19 protein-coding genes are annotated in these 17,650 nt (G+C 68.2%); 7 read left to right on the top strand and 12 right to left on the bottom strand.

Annotated features, from left to right (window positions below; all coding sequences use genetic code 11):
- Positions 1-30: 30 nt before the first annotated feature.
- The 3 genes from ACFV15_RS26785 to ACFV15_RS26775 all read right to left on the bottom strand — a co-directional run bounded on the left by ACFV15_RS26785 (position 31) and on the right by ACFV15_RS26775 (position 2,833).
- Entirely contained in the window at positions 31-1,293 is a 1,263-nt protein-coding gene (locus ACFV15_RS26785; RefSeq protein WP_378353355.1) for an MFS transporter, read from the bottom strand.
- 456 nt (positions 1,294-1,749) lie between these two features.
- Complete coding sequence (locus tag ACFV15_RS26780; protein WP_091288322.1) at positions 1,750-2,424, bottom strand: Crp/Fnr family transcriptional regulator; 675 nt, start codon at positions 2,422-2,424, stop codon at positions 1,750-1,752.
- Positions 2,425-2,581: 157 nt separating this feature from the next.
- Positions 2,582-2,833: a hypothetical protein gene (locus ACFV15_RS26775; protein ID WP_091288321.1), complete on the bottom strand. Its 252-nt coding sequence runs from the start codon at positions 2,831-2,833 to the stop codon at positions 2,582-2,584.
- Positions 2,834-3,044: 211 nt separating this feature from the next.
- On the opposite strand from ACFV15_RS26775, the gene nth reads away from it, so the two are divergent.
- From nth to ACFV15_RS26755, 4 genes are read left to right on the top strand one after another with little or no spacing between them, the layout of a single operon-like run.
- Positions 3,045-3,728 carry an endonuclease III gene (gene nth / locus ACFV15_RS26770; protein WP_378353354.1) on the top strand — a complete coding sequence of 228 codons (684 nt, stop codon included), beginning with the start codon at positions 3,045-3,047 and terminating at the stop codon, positions 3,726-3,728.
- On the top strand, positions 3,725-4,312 hold the full coding sequence (locus ACFV15_RS26765) for a TlpA family protein disulfide reductase (protein WP_378353353.1): 588 nt from the start codon (positions 3,725-3,727) through the stop codon (positions 4,310-4,312). The genes nth and ACFV15_RS26765 overlap by 4 nt, the downstream gene beginning before the upstream one ends.
- Positions 4,309-4,989: an NUDIX hydrolase gene (locus tag ACFV15_RS26760; protein ID WP_378353352.1), complete on the top strand. Its 681-nt coding sequence runs from the start codon at positions 4,309-4,311 to the stop codon at positions 4,987-4,989. Before ACFV15_RS26765 ends, ACFV15_RS26760 begins: the two co-directional genes overlap by 4 nt.
- Positions 4,990-5,001: 12 nt before the next feature.
- A complete protein-coding gene (locus ACFV15_RS26755) occupies positions 5,002-6,186 on the top strand; it encodes a MarP family serine protease (protein ID WP_378353351.1) in 1,185 nt (394 codons plus the stop codon).
- A 1-nt stretch (position 6,187) separates the two neighbouring features.
- Here ACFV15_RS26755 and ACFV15_RS26750 read toward each other — a convergent pair whose 3' ends face one another.
- From ACFV15_RS26750 to nhaA, 4 genes are all read right to left on the bottom strand, one after another.
- On the bottom strand, positions 6,188-7,126 hold the full coding sequence (locus tag ACFV15_RS26750; RefSeq protein ID WP_378353350.1) for an alpha/beta fold hydrolase: 939 nt from the start codon (positions 7,124-7,126) through the stop codon (positions 6,188-6,190).
- 7 nt (positions 7,127-7,133) lie between these two features.
- Positions 7,134-7,604, bottom strand: a complete 471-nt coding sequence (locus ACFV15_RS26745) for a phage holin family protein (protein ID WP_378353349.1) — start codon at positions 7,602-7,604, stop codon at positions 7,134-7,136.
- An 87-nt stretch (positions 7,605-7,691) separates the two neighbouring features.
- Positions 7,692-8,792, bottom strand: a complete 1,101-nt coding sequence (locus tag ACFV15_RS26740; protein ID WP_378353348.1) for a S1 family peptidase — start codon at positions 8,790-8,792, stop codon at positions 7,692-7,694.
- Between the two features lie 154 nt (positions 8,793-8,946).
- The gene (gene nhaA, locus ACFV15_RS26735; protein WP_378353347.1) at positions 8,947-10,116 is read right to left on the bottom strand and encodes a Na+/H+ antiporter NhaA; all 1,170 of its coding nucleotides are present in this window, start codon (positions 10,114-10,116) and stop codon (positions 8,947-8,949) included.
- 181 nt (positions 10,117-10,297) lie between these two features.
- Here nhaA and ACFV15_RS26730 point away from each other — a divergent pair, with 181 nt between their 5' ends.
- Complete coding sequence (locus ACFV15_RS26730; RefSeq protein WP_378353346.1) at positions 10,298-11,755, top strand: peptide MFS transporter; 1,458 nt, start codon at positions 10,298-10,300, stop codon at positions 11,753-11,755.
- On the opposite strand, the gene ACFV15_RS26725 is transcribed toward ACFV15_RS26730, so the two are convergent.
- From ACFV15_RS26725 to ACFV15_RS26710, 4 genes are all read right to left on the bottom strand, one after another.
- Positions 11,752-12,471, bottom strand: a complete 720-nt coding sequence (locus ACFV15_RS26725; RefSeq protein WP_378353345.1) for a VIT family protein — start codon at positions 12,469-12,471, stop codon at positions 11,752-11,754. The two genes, ACFV15_RS26730 and ACFV15_RS26725, sit on opposite strands and share 4 nt — an antisense overlap.
- A 155-nt stretch (positions 12,472-12,626) precedes the next feature.
- Positions 12,627-13,082, bottom strand: a complete 456-nt coding sequence (locus ACFV15_RS26720) for a DUF6319 family protein (RefSeq protein ID WP_378353344.1) — start codon at positions 13,080-13,082, stop codon at positions 12,627-12,629.
- Positions 13,083-13,234: 152 nt separating this feature from the next.
- Positions 13,235-15,205, bottom strand: a complete 1,971-nt coding sequence (gene acs, locus ACFV15_RS26715) for an acetate--CoA ligase (protein WP_378353343.1) — start codon at positions 15,203-15,205, stop codon at positions 13,235-13,237.
- A gap of 101 nt (positions 15,206-15,306) precedes the next feature.
- Positions 15,307-15,882, bottom strand: a complete 576-nt coding sequence (locus ACFV15_RS26710) for a GNAT family N-acetyltransferase (protein WP_378353342.1) — start codon at positions 15,880-15,882, stop codon at positions 15,307-15,309.
- Positions 15,883-15,974: 92 nt separating this feature from the next.
- On the opposite strand from ACFV15_RS26710, the gene ACFV15_RS26705 reads away from it, so the two are divergent.
- Together ACFV15_RS26705 and ACFV15_RS26700 are read left to right on the top strand one after the other, a co-directional pair.
- Positions 15,975-16,469 (top strand): phosphoribosyltransferase, encoded by a 495-nt coding sequence (locus ACFV15_RS26705; RefSeq protein ID WP_378353341.1) that lies wholly within the window; start codon positions 15,975-15,977, stop codon positions 16,467-16,469.
- On the top strand, positions 16,466-17,185 hold the full coding sequence (locus tag ACFV15_RS26700; RefSeq protein WP_378353340.1) for an oxidoreductase: 720 nt from the start codon (positions 16,466-16,468) through the stop codon (positions 17,183-17,185). Before ACFV15_RS26705 ends, ACFV15_RS26700 begins: the two co-directional genes overlap by 4 nt.
- A 124-nt stretch (positions 17,186-17,309) precedes the next feature.
- Here ACFV15_RS26700 and ACFV15_RS26695 read toward each other — a convergent pair whose 3' ends face one another.
- Positions 17,310-17,624, bottom strand: coding sequence for an ArsR/SmtB family transcription factor (locus ACFV15_RS26695; RefSeq protein ID WP_378353339.1), 315 nt, complete (start codon positions 17,622-17,624; stop codon positions 17,310-17,312).
- Between the last annotated feature and the right edge of the window lie 26 nt (positions 17,625-17,650).

Here is a 17,650-nt window from a genome sequence, read left to right as displayed (position 1 = left end):
GGCTAGAACCGGCCAAAACACTCACGACTCTTAGGCGACAGCACCGACAAGTTCGGTCTCCGAGGCCGTGACCTGCGGCTCGAACGGCCGGACCGTGCCGCGCAGCTTCCACAGCGCGGCCGCGACCAGCAGGCCCGCGATACCCGCCGCGATGAACGCGGAGCCGGGCCCGTGGTGCTCGACCAGATAACCGCTGATCGACTGGCCGAACGCCAGTCCCAGCGTCACCGCGGTCAGCACCCAGCCGAACGCCTCGGCCGCGGTGCCCTTCGGCGCCACGACCTCGATCATCGTCGAGTGTGTCGCGGACTGCGGGGTGATCAGCGCGCCCGCGAAGAGCATGCCGATCGCCAGCGTCCACAGGTTCGACGGGAGCGCGAGCAGCGCGACCAGCACGGCGAAGACGCCGAGCAGCACCGGCAGGCGCTGGCCGATCGGGGTCGGAAAGGGCCGCATGCTGTACGCGACACCGAACGCGACCGAACTGATCGACCAGGCCGAAAGCAGCAGGCCACCCATCGCGGGGAAGCCGGCGTTCGTCGCCGACGCGGGTACCGCGACCTCGACGAACCCGATCACGATGCCGAAGCCCAGCACGGCCAGCGCGAGCGTGCGCATACCGGGGCTGGCGAGCGCGCCGAGCATGCTGCGCTTGGCCTTCTCGGCCGCCGTCCAGCCGCGGACCTTGGGGCTCAGCGCGAACAAGACCGTGCCGACCACCTGGATGCCGGAGCCGATGATCATGCCGGTGCCCGCCCACGGCGCCGCGACGAGCAGACCGGCGAAGCCCGGTCCGAGCACGAAGAAGACCTCCATGCTGATGGCCTCGTACGAGAACGCCGCGTTCCGTGCGGGCCCCGGCGGCAGCAGCCGCGTCCACAACGCCCGTGACGCGGAGCCGACGCTCGGCTCGGCCATGCCCGCGATCGCCGCGGGAATGAGCAGGATCCAGGTCGGCGCGTGCGATTCGATGGCGAAGACCAGCGTCGCGATACCAGCCGAGAACACGGTCACCGTGATGAGCAGCGGTTTCGTCGGGCCGAAGCGGTCGATCAGCCTGCCCTGCAGCACCGCGCCGAGCGCGACACCGATCAGCATGGCCGCCGAGATCAGCCCGGCCGTCGCGAACGAACCCGTCTCGCGCTGCACGTAGAGCAGCGCCGAGATGCCGACCATGGCGATCGGCAGGCGCGCCAGCAACGACGCGATGACAGGACCACGCGAGCCGGGGGCGGTCAGCGCGGTGCGGTAGTCGGCGAGGGTGGCGCGGGATTCGGACGCGGAGTGGGACATGCGTACCAGTATGCCTCACTGTGGTACGGCGGTACCAGTTATTTAACGGTCAGGTGCGTCACCCTGTCCGCGCAGCTCATGTGGGGTGGGTGCGAACTTGGATAACGAGGCGATAACCAAGGGAATGAAACCTCTGACACGATCGTTGGACATTGTGTCGCAGGTCTCATCGCGCCGCTTCATCTCAGTTTCATAACGTCATGCTGATTCTGGGTGAACTTGCGCAACAAACCGCATCCGCGGGCGTCCTTGAGAGTGAATGGCCTTGAATTCTTGGGTAGGGGCCATGCGATGGTTGTACGACAACACGCAAACTCCCTCCGGTACACGGGTCGGGGCCTTAGGTCCGGAGGGCGGGGAGCGCGGAGCGTCGGGGGATGGTCCGCGCACAGCGAAGGGCCGGTGCGCCACGTCGGGGGTGGCGCCCGGCCCTTCGTTATGTGTCTGAGGTGACCGCTACCTGGCCCGGCGGGCGAGCCGCTCCGGGTCGAGGATCAGCACACTCTTGCCTTCGAGCCGCAGCCAGCCGCGGTGCGCGAAGTCGGCGAGCGCCTTGTTGACGGTCTCGCGCGAAGCGCCGACGTACTGGGCGATCTCTTCCTGGGTCAGGTCATGGGTGACCCGGAGCAGACCGGCTTCCTGGCTGCCGAAGCGCTGGGCCAGCGTGAGCAGCGCGCGGGCGACACGGCCCGGCACGTCGGTGAAGATCAGCTCGGCGACCATGTTGTTCGTCCGGCGCAGCCTGCGGGCGACCACGCGCAGCAACTGCTCGGCGATCTCGGGGCGGGTGGAGATCCACTGCCGCAGCGCGGGACGGTCCATCGTCACCGCGCGCACCTCGGTCACCGTGGTGGCACTCGAAGTGCGAGGTCCGGGGTCGAAAATGGACAGTTCGCCGAACATGTCCGAGGGTCCGAAGATCCCCAGCAGGTTCTCGCGGCCGTCCGGCGACTTGCGCCCGATCTTCACCTTGCCCGACTGGATGATGTACAGCCGGTCGCCGGGCTCGCCCTCGTTGAAGATCACGTGTCCACGCGGGAATTCGACATGCTCCAAGGTCTGAGCCAGCGCCTCCGCCGCTGCCGGCTCAACACCCTGGAAGATGCCCGCGCGGGCCAGGGTTTCGTCCACCTCGGTGCCTCCTCGTCGAGAAGCGACTTCCGTTCCCGATCACCGGGAGCGTGTCGCCGATCACTTTTCTGCAGTCTAGGGCGTGCGTGCGAGACCGCCCGTCGGCGCGCCGGAGTTACCGCCGGCCGCCGGAGATGATCTCGCCCGTCGGCAGAGCCTAGTCCCGCGCGCGACGGGTGCGCAGCTTGGCCGCCCGTCCGCCGAGCCTGCGCAGCCGGAACAGCTCCAGCGCGCGGCCGATTCCGTGCCCGTACAGCGCCTTGACCTCGTTGGGCTGGGCCTGCTCCAGGAACTCTTCGACTTCGTTTTCCTGCACCGCGACATGGCGCAGGCGGCTCTCCACCCGCTCCATGAACAGCGCGAAGAACATGATCACCAGCGGCACGAGTATTACGAACCAGACTGTCATCGACTCCAGATCCTCGCTCAAAGCGGCCCGATCTATGCGCCACCCGACGTCGTTGTGGCGTGTCGGCCGTCGACCGGTGTGATGCTCCCACCGGCTCGTCCGAAGGCGCCCGTAGGCTATCGGGGTGCCACCAGCCGCGAATAACGCCCCCCGGAAGGCTCTTTCCGTAGACGGTGAATCTCGGCTGGCTCTGGTAAGACGCGCACGCCGTATGAAGCGTTGCCTCGACGACGCATATCCGGACGCGCACTGCGAGCTCGACTTCACGACGCCGCTCGAACTACTGGTAGCCGTTGTGCTGTCGGCCCAAACCACCGATGTGCGGGTCAACATGGTGACTCCCGCACTGTTCGCGCGCTACCGGACGGCGGCCGACTACGCGGGCGCCGACCGCGCCGAGCTCGAGGAGTACCTGCGTTCGACCGGTTTCTACCGCGCCAAGGCCAACTCGGTGATGGGGCTGGGCGCGGCGCTGGTCGAGCGCTTCGACGGCGAGGTGCCCGGCAAGCTGGAAGACCTCGTCACGCTGCCTGGTGTCGGCCGGAAAACGGCCAATGTGGTGCTGGGTGACGCATTCGGTGTGCCGGGGATCACCGTCGACACCCACTTCGGGCGGCTGGTCCGCCGCTGGGGCTGGACCGACCTGGAGGACCCGGTCAAGGTCGAGCACGCGGTCGGCGAGCTGATCCCCCGCAAGGAGTGGACCATGCTGTCGCACCGGACGATCTTCCACGGCCGCCGCGTCTGCCACGCCCGCAAACCCGCCTGCGGCGCCTGCCCGCTCGCGAAGATGTGCCCGTCGTTCGGCGCGGGGCCGACAGGCTTCGAGGAGGCCGCGAAGCTGGTCAAGGGGCCGGAGCGCGACCACCTGCTGGCGATGGTGACGCAGTCTTGACCGCGGTCACCAAGTGGGCATTGGGCGTCGCCGTGCTGGCGGTGGCGCTGATCGTCGCACTGCTTCCGCGTGACCACGGTTCGTCCGCGAGCTCCGAAGACCTGACAGACCTGACGGCCGCGCGCGCGAAGGCCGCCTTGCCCGCTTGCCAGCCCGCCGGCGGCGACGTCCCGCGGCTGCGCGGAGTGAGAGTCGACTGCCTCGGCGACGGCGCGAAGGTCGACCTCGGCGCCGCGTTCGGCGGCAAGCCGACGCTGATCAATCTCTGGGCGACCTGGTGCGAGCCCTGCAAGACCGAGCTGCCGGTGCTGGAGAAGTACGCGGCCGAGCCCGGCGCCGTGCGCGTGCTCGGCGTGCAGGTCGAGAGCAAGGCTTCCGACGGACTGGAACTTTTCGCCGCCTTGGGCGTCCACCTTCCGTCGGTGTTCGACGGTGACGGCAAGGTGCGCAAGGCGCTGAAGACGCCGCCGTCGCTGCCCGCTTCGTACCTGGTCACCGCGGGTGGCGAGGTCCGGTTCATCGAGACCCCACGGGTCTTCGACAACACTGACCAGGTGCGTGGAGCCGTGGAAGGGGCCCGATGACCGAGGTGGGACCGCTCGTCGACGCCGATTCGGTGCCGGAATGGCTCCGGCCGCTGGTCAAGATCAGCGGTGAGCTCGACCAGAAGACGTTCACCCGGTTCACCGTGCCCACCGACGAGTACGCGCGTGCCGCGGCCGTGCTGATCCTGTTCGGCGAGGGTGTCAACGGCCCTGACGTGCTGCTGCTGCGCCGGGCGGACACGCTCGGCTCGCACGCCGGCCAGGTCGCGTTCCCCGGTGGCGGCGTCGACGACGGCGACGACGGACCCGTCGGCACCGCGTTGCGCGAGGCCGAGGAGGAGACCGGTGTGCTGCCGTCCGGCGTGCGCCCGGTCGCCGTACTGCCCGAGCTCTTCGTGCCCGTGTCCGGGTTCGCCGTCACGCCCGTGCTCGCCTACTGGGAGACTCCGTCCCCGGTGCACGCGGTCGATCCCGGTGAAACCGCGGCGGTGGCCAGGATCCCGATCGCCGACCTCGTCGACCCGGCCAACCGATACCAGGTGCGGCGCCCCGGCGGCGGCTGGAAGGGCCCGGCGTTCGACGTCGGCGGGCTGTTCGTGTGGGGCTTCACCGCGGGCCTGCTGTCGGTGCTGCTCTCGCTGGCCGGCTGGGAGCGGGAATGGGATCGCACCGACGTCCGCGACCTTGACGTAGCTTTGTTCAAACCGAAGACCTAGGAGTTACCCGCGTTGAACTGGGTTGATGTGGTGGTTCTGCTGCTGGCGGTGCTGGCGGCCGTATCCGGCGCATTCCAAGGCGTGATCATCGCCCTGCCGTCGCTGCTGGGCGTGATACTCGGCGCGATCGCGGGTATCAAGCTCGCCCCGCTGGTCGTGGAGCTGTTCACGCATCCGGCGGCGAAGGTCGCGTTCGCCGTGGCCACCGTGGTCTTCCTGGTCGCGCTAGGTGAGACGCTCGGGGTATGGGCCGGGCGGCGGCTGCGGCAGAAGATCAACCCCGAGAAGCTGTCCGGTTTGGACAAATCGCTCGGCGCGATCGTCCAGGCAGCGGTCGTGTTCGTGATCGCGTGGCTGATCGCGACCCCGCTGACCACGGTTTCCGGCTTGCCGGGCTTGGCGAAGGCGATCAACGGCTCCGCCGTGCTGGGTGGCGTCAACGACGTGATGCCGCCGGCGGCACAGGGCTTCCCCAGCCAGCTGCGCAAGCTGCTCGACGCCTCCGGCTTCCCGTCCATTGTGGACCCGTTCCAGCGCGCCGAGACCCCGGACGCCGAGCCGCCGGACCCCGCGTTGCAGGCCAGGGCGGTGGTGCAGGACGTGCACCCGAGCGTGGTCAAGATCCGCGGCAACGCGCCGTCGTGCTCGCGTGCGCTGGAGGGCAGCGGGTTCGTCATCGCCCCGCACCGCGTGATGACCAACGCGCACGTGGTCGCTGGCACCGACGAGACGTGGATCGAGACCACCAAGGGCAAGTTCCCGGCCAAGGTCGTCTACTTCAACCCGGAGGTCGACATCGCGGTCCTGTCGACGCCCCGGTTCGAGGCCCCGCCGCTTCCCCTCGCGCCGGACCAGGCGAAGGGGGGCGACAACGCGATCGTGCTTGGCTACCCGCTGGACGGGCCGTACACCGCGACGCCAGCGCGTGTCCGAGGGCGGATCAACCTGCGCGGGCCGGACATCTACGAGGCCAACACCGTGCAGCGTGACGTGTTCACCGTGCGGGCCGGTATTCGCAGCGGCAACTCGGGCGGGCCGATGATCGACCCGACCGGCCAGGTCATCGGAGTCGTGTTCGGTGCGGCCGTGGAAGACCCCGAGACCGGCTTCACGCTGACCGCGAACCAGGTGCGCTCGGAGGTCGCCGCGGCACCTTCCCAGACGGCTCAGGTGAGCACCGGCTCCTGCGCGTCCTAGCTCACGACGCTTTGAGGAAGTCCAGTAGCGCGTCGCTGGTGCGGGCCGGGGCTTCCAGATGCGGGAAGTGGCCGATGCCCGCCCAGGGTTTCAAGGGCGCGTGCGGGCCGAACCAAGGCACTGACGCGTAGGCGGTTTCCGGCAGCACGCAGCGGTCGGCCGAGCCGTGCACCTGCAGCACCGGCGCCGCGATCCGGCTGCCGACGGCGTCGGCGAACCGCTTGCCCTCGCCGCGGAACTGCGCGCGGAACGCCCAGCGGTAGTACTCGAGCGCGCTGTGCGCGACGCCGGGCACGAGCATCGCCTGGCGGAACTTGGCCGCCGTATGGGTGAAATCGGCCGTCTCCGTCCACTCAGGACCAGACCACGCCCGCATGAGCGTCTCGACGGCGAGCGCGTCGTCTCGGACAAGGCCGCGTTCCGGGGACATCGGGAGCTGGAACCGGAACAGGTGCGCGACCGCGCGTGCCTGATTGGTGCGCCTGCGCCGCAGCAAGGTCCCGGTGATGGACGACTTCAGCGCCAGCGGGTGCGCCGAGCCCAAGAGGCTCACCGACGAGGCGACTCGGGGATGCAGCGCGGCCGCGGTCAGCGCGAGCATCCCGCCCCACGCGTGCCCGACGAGATGCGCGCGGCGCGCGCCCAAGGCCCTTATCAAGCCTGCGACGTCGCCTGCGAGTGTCCAAGCGTCATAGCCGCGAGGTGGTTTGTCGGAGTCGCCGTAGCCGCGCAGGTCGACGGCGATGGCGCGGTAACCCGCTTCGGCCAGCGCGGTCAGCTGGTGATGCCAGGTCCACCAGAACTCGCCGAAGCCGTGCAGCAGCAGCACGGCAGGCCCGGTGCCCAGCTCGGCCACGTGCAGGCGGATGCCGTTCGCCGAGACGTCGCGATGCGTCCAGGGTCCGTCGAGCCGGACGGTGGACGGGTCCGGTGCCGACACCGCCGGGTCAGGCGGCGGGTTCGTCTTCGGCGTGCTGCGGCTTCAGAGCCGCGGCCGTCTCCTTGACGCTGGCGAGCGTGCGCTCCGGGGCCCTGATCTTGCGGACCTTGAGATAGCCCAGCCAGCCGAAGAGCCCGGCGACGACCAGCATCAGCAGGAACACGATGCCGTACGCGGCCCAGCGCTGCAGCCACTCCGAGAGCAGCTCGCCGAGGAAGAAAAAGAAGAAGAAGGAGCTGTACAGCAGCACCGCCAGCGCGATGATGAAGAAGACCGCGCCCTTGACGGCCTTCTTGGCCTCACGCACGACCTCGGTCTTGGCGAGTTCGACCTCGGCGCGGACCAGCGTCGACATGTGCTGCGTCGCGTCGCTGACCAGCTTGCCGATCGACTGGCCGCCGGTCGCCGTGTCCTCATCCTTAGACAGCGGGAGGTACGGCACGTTGAGTTGCTGTTCCTGGCTGCTCACGGTGGTCATCGTGCCACGTGCGAGTTTCCGTGGCTCGCCGGGAGCGGATTGTGACCGTCGTGTCCGGCGCCGGGGCACCGGACACGACCGCCCGGCTTACGCCGTCACAAGTGAAAGCCCGTAGGTCTGCAGGATCTCGTTGACCGGCTGGAACCACGTCTCGCCACCGCCCGAGCAGTTGCCCCAGCCGCCCGAAGTGACGCCTTGCGCCTGGTCACCGGTGATGAACGAGCCGCCGGAGTCGCCGGGCTCGGCGCAGACGCTCGTCTTGGTCATCCCGTAGACGGCGCCCTGGCTGTAGTTCACGGTCTCGTTCAGCCCGCGCACCGCGCCGCAGTGCCAATGCGTCGTCGAACCGGAGCGGCAGACCGAGGTGCCGACCGGCGCCACCCACGAGCCGCGGACGAGCGCGTCGGGCACCTGACCCCAGCCGAGCACGACCGGCGCCGGCCACCAGCCGTTGGTGATGCGGATGAACGAGTAGTCGTTGCCGGGGAACGACGAGCCCGCGAAGCTGCCCAGGTACGAGCCGTCCCAGCCGACGGTCGAGCTGCCGGTGCCGCCGCAGTGCCCGGCGCTGACGAAGCCGCCGTGCACCGAGAAACCGATGGAACAGCGGGTGTTGCCGTTGATGTAGTACGGATCGCCGCCGACGGTGCCCGCCGAGAACGTCCTCGGTGCCTCGCCCTGGACGACCGTGACCGGGCCTGCCTGCTTCGCGTGCTCGATGAACTCCTCGGCGGCGGCGTCGCGCCGGTTGACGGTGATCACGACCGAGCCGGACCTCGGGTCACTGCGCCAACCGCTTACGCCCTCGGGTGCTTTGAGCGCGTCGATCTTGGTTTTGGCGGTGTCCAAAGCGGCAGCGCTGAGTTTCGAAGCCGCGGTGTCCGCGCCGGTCGCGCGGACGGCGTCGGCGTTGCCCTCGTCGGTGAGGCCCACGACGAGCTTGCCGCTCGCCGGGTCGAACCAGGCGCCGCCGAACGCGGCGCCCGCGGCCTGCTGGGCGGCGGGCAGCACCCTGATCGCCGTCGACTCCTGTGCGACGCGGGCCCGCGCCTGGTGCGCGGTCAGGCCGAGATCGCGCTGCATCGCGTCGGCCAGGCCGGGTGAGAGTTCTTGAGCCGCCGCGACTCCGGACAGCGAGGACATGGTCAGCAGTGCCGCGCCCAGCATGAGGAAACCTCTATGAGCCATCACTTTTCTCCTTGAATCAGCAGGGAGGGAGAAAGCGCGCGCTGGCACCGAGTGTGTGTTCCACGCCACAGTGCGTCCAGAGCTGAGCCGATAGCTGTCCCGAAAAGGTCACTCGCTGACCCGAAGAGGACACTCCATGTCAGGGAATGTCCACTCAGGCGTGTGCGCGGTTCCGGCGCACCAGCAACGCGGCGGCGCCGAGCGAGGCGACACCGGAGGCGATCAGCACGGCCGTTTTCGCGAGTTCCGCGGTCTCGGCAGGCAGGGCGAGTTCCGCGATCAGCAGGCTCACCGTGAAGCCGACCCCGCCGAGCAGTGCCAGCGCGGCGAGGTCACGCCAGCCGACGTCGCTTGGCTTCTCGGCGATCTTCAACCGGACCGCCAGCATGCTCGCACCGAGAATCCCCACGAACTTCCCGACGAGCAGCCCGATCATCACCGCGAGCGGCAGCGCGGTCGTGAACACCTCGCCGAGTGAGCCGCCGTTGACCTTGATCCCGGCCGCGAACAACGCGAACAGCGGCACGGCCACGGCCGCGGACCATGGCTGCAGCCGGTGCTCGAGCCGGATCGCGGGCGCCTCGGCTTCGCCTTCGTCAGGCCGGACCCGCGTCAGCAGGCCGAGCGCGACACCGGCGATCGTCGCGTGGATGCCCGACGAGTGCACCGCGACCCAGGTGACCAGTGCGAGCGGCACGTACAGCCAGGCCGTCCGCACCCGCTTGTGCTGCAGATAGGCGTAGAGCGCGAGTGCCGCGACCGCGATCCCGGCCGCGACCAGGTCGAACTTCGTGGTGAACAGCACCGCGATGACGATGATCGCGCCGAGGTCGTCGACGACGGCCAGCGAAAGCAGGAACACCCGCGCGCTGCTCGGCAGATTGGACGCCGTCAGCGCGAGCACGCCGAGCGCGAAGGCGATGTCCGTGGCGACCGGGATCGCCCAGCCCCGGCCGATGTCCGGGTGTCCCCAGGCGACGGCGACCGCGAGGACCGCGGGGACGATCATCCCGCCGAGCGCGGCGAGCACCGGCAGCACGGCCTGCTTGAACTTCGACAGTTCGCCGACCACGAGTTCGCGTTTGAGCTCCAGCCCGGCGACGAAGAAGAACAGCGCGAGCAGCCCGTCCTGCGCCCATTCGCCCAAGGTGAGGTTCAGGTGCAGCAGCTGCGGGCCGAGTTCGATGTCCCGGAAGGTGCGATAGAGATCACCCCACGGCGAATTCGCCCACAGCAGTGCGAGCGCGGTGGCGGCGAGCAGGATCAACCCGCCGGTCGTCTCCGTACGCAGGTAGCGGGCGAAATCCTTGGCGGATGCGGTCACGGGCGCGGCTCCAGGGGTCGATGATCACTGTTGCCGACCAGGCTTCCCGGCGCACCTTGACTTGATTCAACGACTTGATTTTAACGCGTGCCTCCCGTTGACCGGACGGTAGTGCTTGTCCAAGAGTCCCCCTACCATGCCAATCGACAACGAAGTCTGACTGCTGAGGACGGACGAGCAAGTGAATACCTCTACAGAGGTCGAACTGGACCGTAGGTTCTTCGGGCACCCACGAGGGCTGGCGAACCTGTTCGGCGTGGAGATGTGGGAACGCTTCTCCTTCTACGGGATGCTCGGCATCCTGCCGATCTACCTCTACTACCAGGTCGCCGAAGGTGGTTTGGCGCTGCCGAAGACCACCGCGGTCAGCATCGTCGGCGCCTACGGCGGGCTGGTCTACCTCTCGGCCATCGTCGGGGCATGGATCGCCGACCGGCTGCTCGGTTCCGAGCGCACCCTCTTCTACAGCGCCGTCCTGATCATGGCGGGCCACATCTCACTCGCGGTGCTGCCCGGCATGGTCGGCATCGGAGTCGGCCTGGTGTGCGTCGCGCTCGGCAGCGGCGGGCTGAAGGCGAACGCGACGACGATCGTCGGCACGCTCTACGGCGAGAACGACGAGCGGCGCGACGCCGGCTTCACCATCTTCTACATGGGCGTCAACCTCGGCGGGTTCGCCGGGCCGCTGATCACCGGGCTCGTGCAGAAGGAAATCGGCTTCCACGTCGGATTCGGGCTCGCCGCGATCGGCATGGCCGCCGGGCTCACCCAGTACTGGCTCGGCCGCAAGAACCTCGGCGCCAAGGCGAGTGAGGTGCCCAACCCGCTGCCGAGCTCGCAGCGGACGCTCGCGCTGGGCGTCGGCGCGGTGCTCGTGGTGGTCATCGTCGTGGCCGTGCTGACCGGGCTGGTCACCGCGGAGAACCTGTCCAACGTCACAGTCGGCATCGTCATCGTGGCCTCGGTGGCGTATTTCGCGCTGATCCTGACCAGTAAGAAGATCACCGCGCTCGAGCGCACGCGGGTCTTCTCGTTCGTGCCGATGTTCGTCGCCAGCGCGGCGTTCTTCGCACTGTTCCAGCAGCAGTTCACGGTGATCTCGATCTACACCGACGAGCGGCTCGACCGGAACCTGTTCGGCTGGGTGATGCCCGTTTCCTGGGTCAACTCGATCAACTCGGTCTTCATCCTGATCTTCGCGCCGATCGTCGCGCTGATCTGGGTCAAGCTGAACTCACGGCAGCCGTCCTCGCCCATCAAGTTCGCGCTCGGCGTCGGGCTGGTCGGGCTCGGCTTCCTGTCGTTCCTCCCACTCACCGGCGGCGGTCCGAACAGCACCCCGCTGCTGGCGATGGTCGGCATCCTGTTCATCATCACGATCGCCGAGCTGATGCTGTCCCCGGTCGGGCTTTCGCTGTCGACCAAACTGGCGCCCGAGGCGTTCCGCACCCAGATGGTCGCGCTGAACTTCCTTTCGATCTCGCTGGGCACCGCGCTTTCCGGTTCGCTGGCGAAGTTCTACTCGGCGGCGAACGAGACCGCGTACTTCGGTATTTCCGGCGGTGTGGCGATCGCGCTCGGCGTGCTGCTCGTCGTGCTCACCCCCGCCATCCGCAAGATGATGTCCGGCGTCCACTAACCGACGGTCGTCCCGAAAAGGACACCGACGTAGTAGGTCACCAGCATCGTCAGCGCACCGACGCCGACGTTGCGGATGATCGCCCTGCGCACATCGGCGTCGCCGAGCCTCGCGCTGATCAGCCCGGTCAGCGCGAGGCCGACGACCACCGAGGCCGCGCAGGCCCAGACCCGCCAGGACACCGGCGGCAGCGCGATCGCGATGAGCGGCAGCAGCGCGCCGATGGTGAACGAGACCAGTGAGGCCCACGCGGCCTGCCATGGGCTGGTGAGGTTGCCGGGGTCGATGCCGAGTTCGGCTTCGGCGTGCGCCTGCAGCGCGTCGTTCTCCGTGAGCTCACGGGCGACCTCGGCGGCCAACCGCGGCGAGAGGCCCTTGTCCTCGTAGATTTCCGCCAGTTCCCGTTCTTCGGCTTCCGGCATCGTCTTGAGTTCTTGTTTCTCCAGCCGCAGCAATGCCTGTTCGGTATCGCGCTGCGTGCTGACCGAGACGTATTCACCACCCGCCATGGAAAGCGCGCCCGCCACCAGGCCGGCGACTCCGGCGGTGAGAATGGTGGTGCTGTCGGTGGTCGCGCCCGCGACACCGACCACGATGCCCGCCACCGACACGATGCCGTCGTTGGCGCCGAGAACCCCGGCCCGCAACCAGTTCAGCTTGCCGCCGATGTTCTCGTGCGGCTCGTGCTCGTGCTTGGCGTCAACGGTTTCGGTCACGTCTCCAGTGAAACACGGAATGCGCGGACCGGCGAGATTTCCCATTCGCGGTAAAGGCAGGCAATCCTCATTCAAGAATGCCTATCCTAAGCATGAAAAAAGCCGGGCCGGATGCCGCTGTTACTCGGCATCCGCCCCGGCGGGAGAGAAAGTTCTTACGCGTCGAGCTCGGCGAGCGCCTGCTTCGCCTGCTCCAGCTGCGCCTCGAGCTCGGCTACCTTCGCGGCCTGCGCTTCGCGGGCGGCGTTGATCACCTCGTCGATCGGGCCGGAGAGGTCGACGTGCAGCTCCTTGGCCGCACGCGAGACGGCGGCCGCGGGGATGTCGAGTCCCTGCGCGACCCACTTGCTGCCGTGCTTGAGCTCGGCCTGCCAGTTGCCGTCGGCGGTGCCGGTGACAGTCAGCGTCAGCTCGACCGTGCGGGTCTTCTTGGCGGTCGTGGCTGCCTTGGGACGGCCGCGCTTGGGCTTGGCGTCCTCGGCGGGCTCCTCGGTCTCGCCGGGAGTGGCGGCCGGTGCCGGGGTGGTCTCCTCAGGCGTGGTGGCCTGCGGTGCCGAGTCCGTCGCCGGTGCGGTCGCCGTTTCCTCTTGCGTCAAGGTGTCCACGGTCATCGTCGGTGTCGTCTCCTTGCCCGGAAATGGTGGTGGTGCCGCGCGCAGTCTAGAACATGCGTTCGACTTCCGCGCGCTGGGGGTGCCGGCGGGATAAAGCGGGCTTTGTCCCGGGAAGGACGCCCGGGACAAAGCCCGCTTTATCGCGAGTCCTACTCCTCCGACTTGCCGGACTTCAGGCCGGTGGAGATCAGGTCCATCACCGAGGAATCGGCCAGCGTGGTCACGTCGCCGACCGCGCGGTTCTCGGCCACGTCGCGCAGCAGGCGGCGCATGATCTTGCCGGAGCGGGTCTTCGGCAGCTCCTGGACGACCAGGATCTGACGCGGCTTCGCGATCGGGCCGATCTCCTTGGCGACGTGGTTGCGCAGCTCCTGCACGGCCGTCTCGCCGCCGTCGACGGCGTTGCCGCGCAGGATGACGAACGCGACGATGCCCTGCCCGGTCGTCGGGTCGGTCGCGCCGACGACCGCGGCCTCGGCGACCGTCGGGTGGGAGACCAGCGCCGACTCGACCTCGGTGGTCGAGATGCGGTGCCCGGACACGTTCATCACGTCGTCGACCCGGCCCAGCAGCCAGATGTCGCCGTCGGCGTCGTACTTCGCGCCGTCACCGGCGAAGTAGTAGCCCTGGTCGGAGAACCGGGACCAGTACGTCTCCTTGAAGCGGTCCTCGTCGCCCCAGATGCCGCGCAGCATGCCCGGCCACGGCTTGTCGAGCACCAGGTATCCGCCGCCGCCCTTGCCGACCTCGTTCGCCTGGTCGTCGACGATCTTCGCGGAGATGCCCGGCAGCGCGCGCTGCGCCGAACCCGGCTTGGTGCTGGTGACGCCCGGCAGCGGCGAGATCATGATGCCGCCGGTCTCGGTCTGCCACCAGGTGTCGACGATCGGGGCCTGGCCCGCGCCGATGTTCTCCCGGTACCAGATCCACGCCTCGGGGTTGATCGGCTCGCCGACACTGCCGAGCACGCGCAGCGACGAGATGTCGTACTTCTGCGGGATCTCGTTGCCCCACTTCATGAACGTGCGGATCAGCGTGGGCGCCGTGTAGTAGATGGAGACCTTGTACTTCTGGATGATCTCCCAGTGCCGACCCTCGTGCGGGGTGTTCGGCGTGCCTTCGTAGACGACCTGGGTCGTGCGGTTGGCGAGCGGGCCGTACACGATGTAGCTGTGCCCGGTGATCCAGCCGATGTCGGCGGTGCACCAGTAAACGTCTTCGCCCGCCTTGTGGTCGAAGACGTTGTGGTGCGTGTACGCCGCCTGCGTCAGGTAACCGCCTGAGGTGTGCAGGATGCCCTTCGGCTTACCGGTGGTGCCGGAGGTGTAGAGGATGAAGAGCGGGTGCTCGGAGTCGAACGCCTCGGGGGCGTGCTCGGCGGACTGGCCGTCGACCAGCTCGTGCCACCACAGGTCGCGGCCCTCGGTGAACGGGACCTCGTCGCCGGTGCGGCGGATGACGAGCACCTTCTCGACGGACTCGGCGCCTTCGAGCGCCTCGTCGACGTTGACCTTCATCGGCGCGGCCTTGCCGCGGCGGTACTGGCCGTCGGAGGTGATGACGATCTTCGCGGCCTGGTCGTCGACACGGGACCGCAGCGCGGTCGGGGAGAAGCCGCCGAACACCACGGAGTGCACCGCGCCGATCCGCGCGCAGGCGAGCATCGCGATGATCGCCTCGGGGATCATCGGGCACTGGATGGCGACGCGGTCTTCGGCGCCGACGCCGATCGACGCGAGTCCGTTGGCCGCCTTGGAGACCTCGTCCTTCAGTTCGGCGTAAGTGATGTCGCGGCTGTCGCCGGGCTCACCGACCCAGTGGATCGCGACCTGGTCGCCGTGGCCGGCTTCGACGTGGCGGTCGACGCAGTTGTACGCGACGTTCAGCTTGCCTCCGACGAACCACTTGGCGAACGGCGCATTGGTCCAGTCCAATACCTGGGACCACTTGGTGTCCCACGAGAGCCGCTCCGCCTGCGTCGCCCAGAACCCCTCCCGGTCGGCGTCCGCTTCGGCGTAGAGATCCGCCTTGGCATTCGCCTGTGCGCTGAAATTCTCGTTCGGTGGGAAGGTCCGGCTCTCCGTGAGCAGGTTGTCCAGCGCCGGCGACTGCTCGGTCATGGTGCGATGCCTCCTGAATATTCGCGTGTCTTCACGCCCGTGGGCACGCTATCGACGTTACGACGCGAAGTAAAAGGTTGCAGCGCCGTTGCGCCCGGGTTTCACACCCTTGAGGTGAGCGAGTTACGGACCGCTGGCCATTCTGGTCCGGTCAGCGAGTAGACGACGGTGTCGCGCAGCGTGCCGTCGGGGCGCACACGGTGTGCTCGCAGCACTCCTTCCCTTTGCGCGCCGAGGCGTTCGATCGCGCGCTGTGAGCGTTCGTTGCCGATGTCGGTCTCCCAGGCGACGCGGTGCGCTTTCAGGTCATCGAAAGCTCGTTGGAGCAAAAGGAGTTTCGCCTCGGTGTTGAGCGCGGTGCGCTGCCAGCCGCGGCCGATCCAGGTGTAGCCGATGTTGAGATTCCGGTGGGTGGAATCGATTTGGTAGTACGAGGTGGTGCCTGCGACCTCGCCGGTGTTCGCGTCGATCTGCGCCCAGGCGAGCCTGCCTGGCTGGTTCAAGATGGCGTCGACGAGCTTCGCGGTCTCGGCGACATCCTTGGGCTGGCGGATGCTCAACCAGGTGAAGATCGCCGGATCGGCGGTGGTCTTGTGCAGGCCTTCGGCATGCTTGGGCGTGAGCGGTTCCAGGTGGACGTGCTTGCCGCGCAGGGTGGGCTGATCGAACCAGGTCATGATCTCGACGGTAAGTGCTCATGTGGCTGTCTAGAATGGCCAATTCTGAAGCATTTCAAGAGTCCACTTAGACGTTGCCTATGCTCAGCGGCATGACGGATCGGGAAGAGCTCACCTGGGATTTGTTCGGCACGGCGAGCCGGGACCTCGCGCAGACCATCGCCGACGACGGGTTCGAGCCGGACCTGATCCTGTCCATCGCACGCGGCGGCCTGTTCGTCGCGGGCTCGCTCGGCTACGCGCTGGACGTCAAGAACCTGCACGTGATGAACGTCGAGTTCTACACCGGCGTCGACGAGCGCCTCGACCTCCCGGTCATGCTCCCGCCGGTGCCCAACGCCGTCGACCTCACCGGCGCGACCGTGCTGGTGGCCGACGACGTCGCCGACACGGGCGCCACGTTGAAGCTGGTGCGCGACTTCTGCGCCGACCACGTCGCCGAGGTCCGCTGCGCGGTGATCTACGAGAAGCCGCGGTCAGAGGTGAAGTGCGAGTACGTCTGGAAGTACACGGACAAGTGGATCAACTTCCCGTGGTCGGTGCTGCCGCCGGTCATCAAGCGCGAAGGTCAGGTGCTCGACGCGTGAGCGACCCACTCGCCCCGCTGCTGGCTTTGGATGACGTCGCCGCCGCGGTGAAATCGGCCCAGGACGCGGTTTTCGCGGTCCACCGCCTGCCTGCCAACCTGCGTGACGGCTCGGCGACGGCTTCGGAGGCCTCCGTGCGCGCGGCCCGTTCTTCGGCCGGCATCGAAGGCGCTTTGCTGGACGTCTCGGACGTCGTGAGCGATCCGGTGCTGGCCGGCGCTTTGCGGGTGGCCGAAGCGCTGGAGTCCATGCTGCCGACATGGCGGCGCGCGCCGTTGCAGGCCTTGGCGCGCTTGCACCTGCTGGCCGCGGCGGACCTGGTGTCCGATCAGGACTCGCTGGGCAGGCCTGTGGATGGTGCGGGGCCGCGGCTGGAGATGCTCGCGCAGCTGATCACCGGCGCCACCTCGGTCCCCGGGGCCGTGCTCTCGGCCGTCGTGCACGGGGAACTGTTGTCGCTCAAGCCTTTCGGCTCCGCCGACGGCGTGGTCGCCCGCGCGGCGGCGCGGCTGTCGATGATCGCGACCGGCCTCGACCCCAAGGCGCTGACGGTGCCCGAGGTCGCCTACTTCCGCCGGATCACCAAGTACCACGCTGCCGCATCGGCGTTCGCCTCCGGCTCACCCGACGGCGTCCGCGAATGGCTCCTTTTCTCTTGCGAGGCAATCGAAAGCGGCGCCAAGGAGGCCCGCAGCATCTCCGACGCCGCCGGCTGAGCGAAAAAAATCCCAATGCGGCGTTCGTCAGGTTTCAGCCTCCCAATGCGGCGTTCGTCAGCTCTGAGCTGACGAAAGCCACATTGGGGGTTCCAGAGCTGACGAACGCCACATTGGGATTTTTTCAAGCGGGGCGGGCCAGGATCGCGTCGAGGAGGCCGGGGAAGCGGGCGTGCACGTCCTCGGTCCGCAGCTCGACCCAGCGTTTGCGGCCTTCGGTGAACGTCGTGGTCACGCCCGCTTCGCGGAGGACGCGCCAGTGGTGGGACAGCGTCGGCGCGCTGATGTCGACGTCGTACGCCTCGAGTCCGCACGGGCACGGGCCGTCGCCGTCGCGCAGGGCGCGGACCAGTTCCAGGCGCACCGGGTCGGCCAAGGCTTGAAGCAGCGTCACGATCTCCAGCGCCTCGCGGGGCGGCTGCGGCAACGTCCTGGCCACCGGACACTCCCTTAGATTGTTTGACA

Source organism: Amycolatopsis sp. NPDC059657, assembly GCF_042734395.1.
Taxonomy (GTDB): Bacteria; Actinomycetota; Actinomycetes; order Mycobacteriales; family Pseudonocardiaceae; genus Amycolatopsis.
This window is presented reverse-complemented; position numbering and strand designations above follow the sequence as displayed.

Coding starts and splice junctions, on each gene's coding strand:
- ACFV15_RS26785 (WP_378353355.1), bottom strand. CDS start 1,293: ATGTCCCACTCCGCGTCCGAATCCCGCGCCACCCTCGCCGACTACCGC.
- ACFV15_RS26775 (WP_091288321.1), bottom strand. CDS start 2,833: ATGACAGTCTGGTTCGTAATACTCGTGCCGCTGGTGATCATGTTCTTC.
- nth (WP_378353354.1), top strand. CDS start 3,045: ATGAAGCGTTGCCTCGACGACGCATATCCGGACGCGCACTGCGAGCTC.
- ACFV15_RS26760 (WP_378353352.1), top strand. CDS start 4,309: ATGACCGAGGTGGGACCGCTCGTCGACGCCGATTCGGTGCCGGAATGG.
- ACFV15_RS26745 (WP_378353349.1), bottom strand. CDS start 7,604: ATGACCACCGTGAGCAGCCAGGAACAGCAACTCAACGTGCCGTACCTC.
- ACFV15_RS26740 (WP_378353348.1), bottom strand. CDS start 8,792: ATGGCTCATAGAGGTTTCCTCATGCTGGGCGCGGCACTGCTGACCATG.
- ACFV15_RS26720 (WP_378353344.1), bottom strand. CDS start 13,082: ATGACCGTGGACACCTTGACGCAAGAGGAAACGGCGACCGCACCGGCG.
- acs (WP_378353343.1), bottom strand. CDS start 15,205: ATGACCGAGCAGTCGCCGGCGCTGGACAACCTGCTCACGGAGAGCCGG.
- ACFV15_RS26710 (WP_378353342.1), bottom strand. CDS start 15,882: ATGACCTGGTTCGATCAGCCCACCCTGCGCGGCAAGCACGTCCACCTG.
- ACFV15_RS26705 (WP_378353341.1), top strand. CDS start 15,975: ATGACGGATCGGGAAGAGCTCACCTGGGATTTGTTCGGCACGGCGAGC.